We start from the raw sequence: 12,972 nt of genomic DNA on the forward strand, positions 1-12,972 counted from the left end.
ATAGAACTAGGCTTTTTTACTTTCTTCTTCTCTTTTCAAAAGCGAATTTGCCATCATTTGGAAACAAAGAATTAAAATCATAAATACAAGTAATGGCGGTAAAATTATCCAGAATTGGTGGTTGGCGAACACGAATTTCGCATTAGCGATTAAACCAGATAATTCAGGAATAACTGGGTTGAGCATGCCGTCATCCGCTCCCATGATTGCCCCACCGATGAAAATTCCAAAGATAGCTAGATGGACAAACATCTGCAACGTTTGAATGAGTTGTTCAATCCAAATTAGAATTAATTTCGACCAGATTTGTGGATTGATGTGCTTGGTTAAAATCCAGCGCGCATTTCCGCCAAAAACGAGTGCACTCAGGACGAACTCTTTTTTCAACACTTGGGAAATTTCGCTGCTGATTCGGTTGGCTGTAATTGGTAAAACGATGACAACCATGATTAAAATTTGGAAGGTTATGCGTGTAAATAGGCTGGTTTCGAAAACGCCAGAATAGCTAATAAATTCGTTGACCATGATAATAAAGACGAGCAGGGACAGTGGTAAATAATGCATCCCGTCCGCTATCGCTTGAACAAAATTGCGGGTTCGTGGCTTGCTAAAAAACGCGAGCGGTACTGCCAAAATATAGCCAATCACGACACGTAGCGTTGCAATGATGACCGCTATAAGTAGCGTGTACTTGATGCCGACTAGCAATTGGTCGAGAATGGAGTTGCCGGCTTGGTCGGTGCCTAGCCATACTTGCGCGTTTGGCTTGAAAGGCGCCATATCGGTTACTCGTCCGGTCGCATCACTGATAAATTTGAGCGAATTGATTTTGTCTCCCATAAGCCCGTAAATAAGGCTTGCGATTAGTAAGATGCTAAGTGTTGCCAGCGGTATGCTGAAAGATGGGCGTTTTAGGAGCTGCCCGGTCGTTACTACAAAGTTGCGCCATTTGCTTTTAAGGTTTACTTTTTCCGTAAAGGTCTTCTGGAAACTATTCCAGTGTAGCGGAACTCGAGTCACGTTTGCGCTCTCGGTATTTTTCCCGCGGCTAATCCATAGGTCTATTAGTGCGTAAAAGAAGTAAAATGGGGTGAACACGAGTGCTAATACTAGGAAAATATTTAATGGGCTAAATCCCGCTAGTAAGTAGTAGAGCACGCCTTCGATACCGAATAAAAATTCTACAACGAGGTAGGCGCTTAAAATAAACCAAACGATGGTTTTGGATTGATAAAACAGGCTTTGCATCATATTGGGTGTGGCATGGCGAAGTAGTATCGCTCTATCGGTTAAGCCTTTCCCGCGAGCCAGTTGGATGTAGTCAGCTTGCCATTCATTTTCCATAAGGAGCATCATCATTTTGTAAAAGAGCACGGTTGGTATGATGGACAAGCAGACGATTGGTGCTGCATAAATTTGCTCGCCGTTTAAGCTGTAAAAGTTCAAGGTGAACACGCCGGTTTGTTGATATATGTAGACGACGGCCATTTGAATAAGGAAAATAAAGGAAAAATCTGGAAACGCTTGAAGTATCGATAGGAATCCGCTTAAGCCTCGGCGCAACCATTTTGGTCCGCGAAATGTTGCAATTACTAGCAAATAGGCAATGAGCGCTGAAATTAGCAAGCTCGCTACGATAATTTTCATGGAGTAGAAATATGGTCCGGTGATAAAATCTGCCAACGACACATGAAAAACTTCTGCGCTTCCTTGGTAACTAATTTCCCATTTGGTTGGGTGGAAAATTGCTGTAAAAATCGACTTAAGAGCCTCCCAGTAAGTACTTGATGACCACGAAGTTACTTTGCTAAATATCGCTGGAACACAGCTGATTAAAATAATTCCTAAAATTCCTAAAAAATAATGTAGAAAAATTTTGACAATTCTCTTCATATGTATGTTTTCTCCCTTTTTCTAGCTTTCTCTTATGTATAAATCTAGGACACACCTCCAATGAGATATGCCCAAGATTCTACTTATTTTAAGTCTAAATGACCAACTTCATTTAATTTTTTAAGAGAAAATTCGCCGTTTTGGTATTCTACGATGCTAATACTTGTGTTCAAGATTCTTGGTGCTTCTTTGCGATGATCTTCAATGGTTCCGCCTTGTAGCAAGTATAATAATAACGTAAGTGACATGCCGTGAGAAACGACGAGAATGTTGCCACTTGGATTTTCTGCAATGATTTTTTCAACGCCTTCTAACAGTCGTTCTGCAAGCTCATAATAAGTCTCGCCGCCGTTCACTTCGGCTTTGTAGGTTTCTGGACTATGAAGAATTTTCGCACGTTCTTCAGGGTATTGTTCATCAATTTCAGTTACTCTAATGCCTTCCCACGTTCCAAAGCTCATTTCTTTTAGTTCTTCCAGAGGTTGAATTTCGATTTCGCGGTCGCCAAGAATGTAAGCCGCGGTATCTTGCGTGCGTTTACTTGTACTTGTATAAACGGCATCAATTGGTGTATCTTTCAACACTTCACCGACTGCTTTTGCCCCGTCAATACCTTCTGCAACTAGCGGAGAATCGCCCCAGCCTTGCATTTGTCCAGTCATATTCCACTCTGTTTTACCATGTCTTACAAAATAAATCGTTCGTAAACCCTCTGCCAAAATTCTGCCTCCTAATTACACATTCTTCTAAAATTGTATCATGAATGGGCATATTTTCAAGGTTTTCTTATTATTTATCCGTATCAAGTGGTTTTAAATGCGCCAAAATATCTTCGCGACGTTCTTCTAAATGTGGCGGTAAATCTACATAGGTTCCATGCTCTTTCGTGAAATCGGTTTGGAAACCTGGTTCATCGGTTGCAAGTTCAATTAAAATGCCATTGCTTTCGCGGAAATAAAGAGAGTGGAAATAAAAACGATCCACATAGCCCGAATTTTTATAGCCAAGGTCTTGTATCATTTCTGTCCAACCAATTAAATCACCATCAGTCGGTACACGAAACGCCACATGATGAATCCCGCCAGCGCCTAAATTGCCTTGTTCTAGATCAGGTCGCGACTCCACATGCACTTCGCCGCCAAGTCCAACGTCGCCAGTTTTGAATACTGTAACTAATTTATCATCATCTTCATAGGCACCAACCCGCTCAAAGCCTAATATTTTTGTCAAAAGACGATCTGTTTTTTCTTTTTTGAAAACGGAAAAGCGCACTGGGCCAAGTCCGCGAATGGCATATTCTGCTGGAACCGGGCTATCTTCCCAAGGGCTCACCTCGGTTGCTTGTGTGCTTGTTTCATCGGAAATCAAATTGACCGGTAAGCCATCTGTGTCTTTTAGACGAATAATTTTGCGCCCGAATTGGTCGATTGGTTTGCTGTGGAAAATGCGATGCTCATCGAGTCTTTTATCCCAGTAGTGCAAAGCCTCATCATTTGGCACGCGCAAACTAAGTCCAGAAATCGCATTGCGTGATGGGTGGTTTTTCGCCATATTTGGAACTTCAAAGAACGTCAGCGCTGTTCCCGGTGAACCGATTTCGTCTCCGTAATATAAATGATACGTATAAGGATCATCTTGGTTAACCGATTTTTTCACTAACCGCAGCCCCATTATTTTAGTATAAAAGTCAAAGTTAGCTCGTGCATTCGCTGTAAAAATAGATACATGGTGAATTCCCGCTAATTTCATTGATAATCACTCTCCTAATTTTTTTAATAACTTGAGTAGTTCTTTTTGTTCGTCTCTTGTTAATTTATCAAATTGAGATTGCTGAAAAGCTTCTTGTTTTGGCACGTTTTCGCGGTAACACGCTTGGCCTTTTTCGGTGAGGACAATATGTTTCTCGCGCCCCGTTTTTGTTCGCGTAATATAGCCTAATTGCTCTAATTTTGCGAGGAGTTGGGTGACATTTCCCTTCGTTACAACTAATTTTTCGGCAAGCTGTTGCTGCGTAATCTCGTTGTCCAAACCAATCTGGGCAATGCAATCAAACTGCGCCGTCGAAATCCCTGCTGCTCGCAAATTCTGATTGGTCAGCTTCATATTCCGATTATAAAATCGACTAAATCGAAACCAAAGCAAAACCCCTAGCCGTTCTTCTTTCTTAACCATGCTCGTCCCCTCCTCTTGATACTATTAGTTTAGTACTAAACTTTATTAAAAGCAAGAAAAAAGCCTAGCACCTGTTTACAAACAAATACTAGACTTTTATTTAATTGCGTAGTTTGTGAAGCGAAATAATCCCTGTACCAAGCAGAAACAGTCCCATGAAAATAACTAATGGGTTTTGACTATCGCCTGTTTTTGGTAGTGATATATTTACATTTACCTCAGCAGGTGGTTCTGAACTATCCAAAGAATGCACCGCGTCTCCATCGTTTATAGCAGGGTCATTTGGTGTATCTTTGTCAGTATCATCATCTGCTGGGCCTTTATCCTCACTAAACTGAGCATATAAGGTAATATCTTTCGCCGGCATTTTATCCGTTTCAAAATCCCATTTAGTACCGTTTGTTTTTGCATCATACCAGCCTGTGAATGTGTAACCTTCTTTTGTTGGCGGTGTTGGTTCGGTTAGTAGGGTATCTGCCTCTAATGTCTCGTTAGTTGTTACTCCATCCACATCAAAAGTCACAGTATATAACTCTAATGGCTGTGTTACTGTCCCATTGAAAGTTTCTGTGGCACTACCAATCGTTACCTGTTGTGAAAAAGTATAACTCACTTTATTAACATAATCAGCTAGATTCCAAACAACATTAGAATTGTCATAGGTTCCTTCATTACTTATTACAAGTGGTGCGATAACATCATTTTTATTATTTTTCACATTGTTAGGAATAGCAATATTGCTGTGATAAGGTATTGGATTGTTGGTTATTTGCTGACCTGATAAATACATTCTTGTTAAATTAGTTAAATTTGCAATTGGAGTTAAGTCGCTTATTTGATTATTATGCAAACCCACGAAAGTTAAATTGGTCAAATTCGCTATTGGCGTTAAGTCACTTATTTGATTATGGTCTATACTCAGACCATCTAAATTGGTTAAGTTCGTCAGTATACTTATGTCGCTTATTTGGTTATAACCCAAACTCAAACTAGATAGATTGTTTAACCCAGCAACTGCGCTAATATCACTTACTTGATTATCAGTAAACCATAACTTATTTAGCTTACTTAGAGTTGACACTGCACTAATATCACTTATTTGATTATAAGCTAAGTTTAGTTCCACTAAATTAGTCAAATTTCTTACGGGACTTATATCCGCTATCTGATTATCATGTAAGTCTAAATCTGTTATGTTCGTTAGGTTTTCCAAAACGTTTATATCACTAATATTATTCTGATACATTTCTAACTTTGTTAATTTTGTTAGATCTTTCAAAGCACTTATATCACTTACTTCTGCATTACTTATATTTAATTCTGTTAAATTTGTCAGATACTGAATTCCCTCAATTGAAGCTATGGGTAAATTAGATCTCAATTCGGTCAGGCTATCCAATTCACTTTGCGAAACAAGATCTGTAACATTTGTTTTCCCGAGTTCTACCTCCATTGTTAAAGCCATTTGAGGATCAGGAAACACTTCATTAATCGGTGTCGGTTGTGCAAGGCTTGCTGCTTGAGCGTCAATTCCCGGACTCGTGCCTAGCCACAAACTAATTCCTAAAGCCATAGTTAATATTACTCCAACACGAACTAGTAAAGTTCTTACGTTCATAGTAGTCTCCTATCTAATAATTAATGTACTAAGTTATTGCATTTAAAACTAATATTAACACGAGGAGCAACATTATTTTTTGCTAAAAAAAGACCTTTCAGAGCATAATTCTCTTTAAAAGTGACGATTTTTCGTCCGTTTATTCTTTTAAAAAACTAAAATGTGTTTTAATTAAGATTCAGTTTATCGCCAAAAGCACTGTCAGAACTAGTTTTCGCAGCATTTATAAAAATTCTATCGCAATTCGTTTGTACACATCCACCATCTCTAAATAATTCTCTACAGAAACATTTTCATTTACTTGGTGAGGCGTTTCGTTTCCTGGTCCAAAAATAATTACTGGAAATGCTTTTTTGGCTTTCGTGAATTCTGCTGCATCGGTTGTTCCGGAAATACCGAGTAAAGGGATTTCTTCTTTAACAATGTCACTTGCTACACGCTTAGCAACATTTACTAAATCCGAATTTTTATCACTAAATACTGGTTGTTTGTCATAATCAAATATTAATTCCAGATTCACATTTTCTTGTTTGTTTAACTTATTGATAATCTTCACTAGCACTTGTTTCACTGTTTCATTATCCATTTCTGGAATCGAGCGGATATTCCCTTGCAGTTGCGCTTTTTCAGGAATACTATTGACTTGATTTCCACCATCAATTACAGTGACATTATGAATAAAATCGCCTAATATTTCGTTAGTAGCATCAATTGATTTCACAAACTTTTCTACTTCATTATAAAATAGCAGCAAGTTATCAATCGCATTAACACCAAATTCCGGCATCGAACTATGCGCATTTTTACCAGTGGATTTAACGGTATAATTAATGGAACCTTTATGCGCATAAACGATTCTGTGTCCGCTCGGTTCGCCGATAATCAAGCCATCTAAATCATCTGCGTAACCTTTTTGCGTTAGTTGTTCGGCTCCAAGTTCACCGACTTCTTCACCAACTGTTGCTAATAATTTAATTTTACCGTTTAGTTTTTGTTTTTCTTCATGAAGCTCAATCATTGCAATAACCATCGCCGCTAGACCTGATTTCATATCCGTCGCGCCACGTCCGTATATTTTCCCTTCATGCTCCGTTGCTTCAAAAGGCGGGAACTTCCATTTAGATACATCGCCAGCATCAACCACATCCATATGCCCTGAAAACGCCAAAACTTTGCCATCATTAGAACCAATTTCACTAACAAGACTAGCTCGGTCTACATCATATTGCACCTTTTCAGACTCAATACCATACTCAGCAAACAACTTCTGTAAGTAGTTCGCAACCTGTTCCTCATGCCCATTAGTCGAATCAATATTCACAATGTCCTTTAAGATTTGAATTTTTCTTTCTCGTTCCATGTTTACGCCCTCTTTCTTTGAATTCCATCCTATGTTTTCCCGTTATGGAAAAAGGCAAACGTCTACATCACTATATATCCCGGGGGTTATCTTAGCTCTCATCCCATTAATTGATATAAAAATAAAAAACAGCCCCGCCAAAGCGGGACTGCTAACTTTCTATTAATCTAAATCTTCACCATTTGTTTCAATTACTTTTTTATACCAGAAGAATGAATCTTTTCGAGAGCGTTCTAATGTTCCTTTGCCCCAGTCATCTTGGTCTACGTAGATGAAGCCGTAGCGTTTGGACATTTCGCTTGTGGAGGCACTTACTAGGTCGATTGGACCCCAGCTTGTGTAACCCATTAAATCTACGCCATCAGCAATTGCTTCTTTCATTTGTTCGATATGTTTGCGCAAGTAGTCAATTCGGTAATCATCATGGATTTTGCCGTCTTCTGCTACTGTATCATAAGCGCCTAAGCCATTTTCCACGATGAAAAGTGGTAATTCATAGCGGCTATATAGATCGTTTAATGTCCAGCGTAAGCCTTTCGGGTCAATTTGCCAACCCCAATCGGAGGACTCCAAGTATTCATTTTTCACGCCACCCATTAAGTTCCCAGCAGAGCGGTCGCCTTCTGGGCTAGCTGTTGCGGATAGGGACATGTAGTAGCTGAATGAGATGAAATCAACCGTGTGTGCTTTTAAGATTTCGTCGTCGCCAACTTCTTTTACGATGTTAATGTCGTTTTCTTGGAAGAAGCGGTTCATGTAGCTTGGGTATTCACCGCGAGCATGAACATCTGTGAAAAATAGGTTTTGTTGGTTTTCGTATTGTGCTTTTAAGATGTCATCAGGGTTGTTAGTCGCAGGATATGTCGCCATACGCGCTAGCATACACCCAACTTGTGATCCTGGAATAATTTCATGCGCCAATTTTGTAGCAAGTGCGCTGGCTACAAATTGGTGATGTCCTGCTTGGTAAGAAAGTTCAAGTGGATTCTTCGCGTCTTCTAACAGCACGCCACCACCAGTGTATGCGCTAAGTGAAATAACATTGATTTCGTTAAAAGTTAGCCAATATTTCACTTTGTTTTTATAACGTTTGAAAACTGTTTCTGCGTAGTTCGTGAAAAATCCGATAACGCGACGATCAGCCCAGCCGTTATATTTTAAAGTAAGATTTAGTGGCGTTTCATAGTGAGAAAGTGTCACAAGTGGCTCAATGTCATATTTTAATAATTCATCAAACACTTTATCATAAAATTCAAGACCTTTTTCATTCGGCTCTTTGTCATCACCGTTCGGGAAAATACGTGCCCAGTTTAGTGATAGTCGGAATGTTTTAAAGCCCATTTCGGCAAATAATGCGATGTCTTCTTTATAGTGATGATAAAAATCAACGCCATCACGTTTAGGGAATCTTCCTTCTACTTTCCCTGCAATAATTGCTTCGATTTCTGCTTTAGATACGTCTAATGCATGATCTTGTGTACGTTCTTCTTTTGGAATGAATTTGACCATATCTGCTGTGGAAAGGCCTTTCCCATCTACATCGTAAGCGCCTTCAACTTGGTTCGCAGCAGTTGCTCCACCCCATAAAAATCCTTTTGGAAATTGTTTTTTCACTTCAGTCATTTCGTTCGCCCCTTCCGGCTAATTTCTTCTACTTTTTTAGTTTACTCTGTGTAATGCATTACAGGTCAAGCAGAAATTTTCTTTAATAGTAAAAGGGCTTCGGGAACATCAGCTAAGTCCCAAACTGGGATAATAAATGGCGGCGCGACAAGAGGCAGGCGCTCATCTTGCAAACAAACTTCTGGATTTTGGAGCCATATCGCATGGATTCCCGCACGATTTGCGCCAATAATATCACTTTCGAATGTATTCCCGACCATGACTGCTTCCGTTTTATCAATTTGAAGGGCATTTAGTGTGAAATCAAAAATAGTTTTGTCTGGCTTTTCCATTTTCCCTGGTTGTAACTCGGAATTGGATGCGTAAATGAAATCAAAATAATCGATGATGTCGAAATTGGTTAGTACGCGCTTAATTACTTCTGTGTCGCTCGTTGCAGTGTTGCTGAGGATTGCTTGTTTGAATCCGAGTTGCTTTACTTTTTCGAGGGTTTCTTTGGCGTCTTTGCGCAGCACTACTTCCGGGTAAGTATCGAGAGGATGATGGTCGTATCTGGTGTTTGGTACGGTATTTAATGTTTCACCCATATCCCAAATAACGTGTGTAATCAAATCACTTCACTCCTTTTTCTAGAGTATAACAAAAAAAGCCAAGTGCGCGCGAACGGCACACTTGGCTTTGTAAAATTAAATATTTGTGATTTCGTCAGTTACTTCAGCTGTTTCCTTGATAACTTCGGATTTCAGTTTGCGGTAACGACCAATACCTGTACCAGCTGGAACAAGTTTACCTAGGATAACATTTTCTTTAAGTCCTAGAAGTTCGTCACGTTTTCCTTTGATTGCAGCATCTGTCAAGACACGAGTTGTTTCTTGGAATGATGCAGCAGACAAGAAGGAATCAGTTTCAAGGGAAGCTTTTGTAATCCCTAGAAGAACTGGACGACCTGTTGCTGGTTGGCTACCACTTAAGATAGCATCGCGGTTGGCTTCTGTAAACGTATGAATATCCATTAATGTACCTGGTAAGATGTTTGTATCACCAGTATCCATTACGCGGATTTTACGTAACATTTGACGAACCATTACTTCAACGTGTTTATCGCCAATTTCTACCCCTTGCATACGGTAAACTTTTTGTACTTCAGCAAGTAGATATTCTTGAACGGATAATACGTCACGAACACGAATCAAGGCTTTAGGATCCACAGAACCTTCAGTTAGAGCTTCCCCACGTTCAACAATACTTCCTTCTTCTACACGCAAGCGAGCAGTGTAAGGAATGTTGTAAGAACGGCGGTCATCTGTACCTTGGATAGTGATTTCTTGTTGACGATCACGACCTTCTTCGATAGAAACAACTTCACCGCCAACTTCAGTGATGATAGCTTGCCCTTTCGGATTACGTGCTTCAAAAATTTCTTGAATACGTGGAAGACCTTGCGTGATATCGTCTCCGGCAACCCCACCTGTATGGAATGTACGCATAGTAAGCTGAGTTCCTGGTTCCCCGATAGATTGGGCAGCGATGATACCAACTGCTTCTCCAACTTCGACTTCTGTACCAGTTGCCAAGTTTTTACCATAACATTTTTTACATACGCCGTGTTTTGTATTACATGTGAATGCAGAACGGATAGTTACTTCTTCAATACCAGCGTCAACGATTTGAGTGGCAATTGCTTCTGTAATTAAGTCGTTTTCACGTGCAATAACTTCTTTTGTTTCTGGGTGACGAATTGTTTTACGAGAATAACGACCTTCCAGACGTTCTTCAAGTGGTTCGATGATTTCAGTACCTTCACGGATAGCCTTAATTGTAAGACCGCGGTCAGTGCCACAATCGTCTTCACGAATGATAACATCTTGAGCCACGTCAACAAGACGACGAGTAAGGTAACCGGAATCGGCTGTTTTAAGGGCTGTATCGGTAAGACCTTTACGCGCACCATGGGTAGAAATGAAGTACTCTAAGACCGTTAAACCTTCACGGAAGTTAGATGTAATCGGCAATTCTACGATACGTCCGGATGGGTCAGCCATCAGTCCACGCATACCAGCTAGCTGTGTAAAGTTGGAAATGTTACCACGAGCTCCGGAATCTTGCATCATGAAGATTGGGTTTAAGCGGTCCAAACTCAAGATCAGTTTTCCTTGGATTTCGTCTTTGGCAGCATTCCATACACCGATAACGCGTTCGTATCTTTCATCATCTGTAATCAAACCACGACGGAATGATTTAGTGATTTTTTCAACAGTATCATGTGCTTTTTCAAGAATTTCATGTTTTTCTTCAAGTGTTAGAATATCCGCAATACCTACTGTCATGCCGGCCTTAGTCGAGATTTTGAAACCAAGATCTTTCATACGGTCAAGCATTTTTGAAGTTTCGGTAATATGGAATTTCTTGAAGACTTCCGCGATAATGTTACCGAGGATTTTCTTCTTGAATGGATCGATTAGTTCTTGTGCCGCAATATGAGCACGAACATCAGTTGTTGTATCAACGAAATATTTCGCTGGTGTTTCGATTTCTAAGTTGAATTTCGTTGGTTCATTAATATAAGGGAACGATTTTGGTAAGATTGTGTTGAAAATCAGTTTACCAACAGTCGTAATTAATAATTGGTTACGTTGTTCATCAGTGAAACGTTCATTTGGAATCGAACCAGCAAATACAGCAATACGTGAATGTAAGTGTACATAGCCGTTTTGATACGCAAGTTGCGCTTCATTGATGTCTTTGAAGATAGTACCTTCGCCGACAGCATTTTCACGTTCTAAAGTAAGGTAGTAGTTACCTAGCACCATATCTTGGGAAGGTGTTACAACTGGTTTACCATCTTTAGGGTTCAAAATGTTTTGAGCTGCAAGCATTAAAATACGTGCTTCTGCTTGTGCTTCTGCGGATAAAGGAACGTGAACCGCCATTTGGTCACCATCAAAGTCAGCGTTGTAAGCTGTACATACAAGAGGGTGAAGACGGATTGCGCGACCTTCAACTAGCGTTGGTTCAAATGCTTGAATACCAAGTCTGTGAAGCGTAGGCGCCCGGTTAAGTAGTACCGGATGTTCACGGATAACTTCTTCTAATACGTCCCAAATTTCTGGAGCCATACGTTCGATTTTACGTTTAGCGCTCTTAATGTTGTGTGCTAAACCGCGTCCAACTAGTTCTTTCATAACAAATGGTTTGAATAATTCAAGAGCCATTTCTTTTGGAAGACCACATTGGTACATTTTTAAGTTAGGTCCAACTACGATAACGGAACGACCAGAATAATCGACACGTTTACCTAGTAAGTTTTGACGGAAACGACCTTGTTTCCCTTTAAGCATATGAGAAAGGGATTTAAGCGGACGGTTACCTGGACCTGTTACTGGACGACCACGACGACCGTTGTCAATTAAAGCATCGACAGCTTCTTGTAGCATCCGTTTTTCATTTTGCACGATAATGTTTGGTGCACCTAAATCAAGAAGGCGTTTCAAACGGTTGTTCCGGTTGATTACCCGACGATATAAGTCATTCAAATCACTTGTTGCAAAACGGCCACCTTCAAGTTGTACCATTGGACGAATTTCTGGTGGGATAACTGGTAGCACGTCAAGTACCATCCAGCTTGGGTTGTTGCCGGAATTACGGAAAGCTTCCATAACTTCCAAACGACGAATTGCACGAGTACGACGTTGACCTTGTGCAGATTTTAGTTCTTCTTTTAAATCATTTGTTTCTTTTTCTAAGTCGATATCGGCTAAGATTTTTTTGATAGCTTCTGCGCCCATACCAGCTGAGAAACCTTTACCATATTTTTCGCGATAAACGCGGTATTCACGTTCAGATAAAAGTTGTTTCTTTTCAAGTGGAGTATCGCCTGGTTCTGTAACCACGTAAGATGCAAAATAGATAATTTCTTCTAATGCACGTGGGGACATATCCATAACAAGACCCATACGGCTTGGAATTCCTTTGAAGTACCAGATGTGAGAAACAGGAGCTGCGAGTTCAATATGGCCCATACGTTCACGACGGACTTTTGATTTCGTTACTTCTACTCCACAACGGTCACAAACTACGCCTTTATAGCGAACACGTTTGTATTTACCACAAGAACATTCCCAGTCTTTCATTGGTCCAAAAATTCTTTCACAGAATAAGCCGTCACGTTCAGGTTTAAGCGTTCTGTAGTTGATGGTTTCAGGTTTTTTTACTTCACCGTGAGACCATGAACGAATTTTATCTGGAGATGCCAGACCGATTTTCATATACTCAAAATTATTAACATCTAACAAGTGCCCAACCTCCT

General features: G+C 40.0%; 9 protein-coding genes. All 9 read right to left on the bottom strand.

The annotated features are described in order from the left end of the window. Positions 1 to 6: 6 nt before the first annotated feature. Entirely contained in the window at positions 7 to 1,893 is a 1,887-nt protein-coding gene (locus AC4PG0_RS07040) for an ABC transporter permease subunit (RefSeq protein ID WP_492167791.1), read from the bottom strand. A gap of 83 nt (positions 1,894 to 1,976) precedes the next feature. Next, positions 1,977 to 2,612: a histidine phosphatase family protein gene (locus AC4PG0_RS07045; RefSeq protein WP_033533513.1), complete on the bottom strand. Its 636-nt coding sequence runs from the start codon at positions 2,610 to 2,612 to the stop codon at positions 1,977 to 1,979. Between the two features lie 70 nt (positions 2,613 to 2,682). Then, positions 2,683 to 3,642 carry a ring-cleaving dioxygenase gene (locus tag AC4PG0_RS07050; RefSeq protein ID WP_045553267.1) on the bottom strand — a complete coding sequence of 320 codons (960 nt, stop codon included), beginning with the start codon at positions 3,640 to 3,642 and terminating at the stop codon, positions 2,683 to 2,685. A gap of 6 nt (positions 3,643 to 3,648) precedes the next feature. Further along, on the bottom strand, positions 3,649 to 4,065 hold the full coding sequence (locus tag AC4PG0_RS07055) for a MarR family winged helix-turn-helix transcriptional regulator (RefSeq protein WP_492167790.1): 417 nt from the start codon (positions 4,063 to 4,065) through the stop codon (positions 3,649 to 3,651). 100 nt (positions 4,066 to 4,165) lie between these two features. Beyond that, positions 4,166 to 5,638 carry a leucine-rich repeat domain-containing protein gene (locus AC4PG0_RS07060; protein ID WP_492167982.1) on the bottom strand — a complete coding sequence of 491 codons (1,473 nt, stop codon included), beginning with the start codon at positions 5,636 to 5,638 and terminating at the stop codon, positions 4,166 to 4,168. A gap of 268 nt (positions 5,639 to 5,906) precedes the next feature. Next, entirely contained in the window at positions 5,907 to 7,043 is a 1,137-nt protein-coding gene (locus AC4PG0_RS07065) for an ArgE/DapE family deacylase (protein WP_045553269.1), read from the bottom strand. Positions 7,044 to 7,205: 162 nt separating this feature from the next. Then, the gene (locus AC4PG0_RS07070) at positions 7,206 to 8,666 is read right to left on the bottom strand and encodes a glycoside hydrolase family 1 protein (RefSeq protein ID WP_033533515.1); all 1,461 of its coding nucleotides are present in this window, start codon (positions 8,664 to 8,666) and stop codon (positions 7,206 to 7,208) included. A 65-nt stretch (positions 8,667 to 8,731) separates the two neighbouring features. After that, positions 8,732 to 9,277, bottom strand: a complete 546-nt coding sequence (locus AC4PG0_RS07075; protein ID WP_033533516.1) for an HAD family hydrolase — start codon at positions 9,275 to 9,277, stop codon at positions 8,732 to 8,734. A gap of 75 nt (positions 9,278 to 9,352) precedes the next feature. Next, complete coding sequence (rpoC, locus tag AC4PG0_RS07080) at positions 9,353 to 12,958, bottom strand: DNA-directed RNA polymerase subunit beta' (RefSeq protein ID WP_033533517.1); 3,606 nt, start codon at positions 12,956 to 12,958, stop codon at positions 9,353 to 9,355. Positions 12,959 to 12,972: the final 14 nt, after the last annotated feature.

It is taken from the genome of Listeria sp. MAN/IMW/UF464, from assembly GCF_058683955.1.

Bases quoted from the DNA above. Each gene is read 5' to 3' on its own strand.
- AC4PG0_RS07065 (WP_045553269.1), bottom strand. From the start codon at position 7,043: ATGGAACGAGAAAGAAAAATTCAAATCTTAAAGGACATTGTGAATATT.
- AC4PG0_RS07070 (WP_033533515.1), bottom strand. From the start codon at position 8,666: ATGACTGAAGTGAAAAAACAATTTCCAAAAGGATTTTTATGGGGTGGA.
- AC4PG0_RS07060 (WP_492167982.1), bottom strand. From the start codon at position 5,638: ATGGCTTTAGGAATTAGTTTGTGGCTAGGCACGAGTCCGGGAATTGAC.
- AC4PG0_RS07040 (WP_492167791.1), bottom strand. From the start codon at position 1,893: ATGAAGAGAATTGTCAAAATTTTTCTACATTATTTTTTAGGAATTTTA.
- AC4PG0_RS07050 (WP_045553267.1), bottom strand. From the start codon at position 3,642: ATGAAATTAGCGGGAATTCACCATGTATCTATTTTTACAGCGAATGCA.
- AC4PG0_RS07055 (WP_492167790.1), bottom strand. From the start codon at position 4,065: ATGGTTAAGAAAGAAGAACGGCTAGGGGTTTTGCTTTGGTTTCGATTT.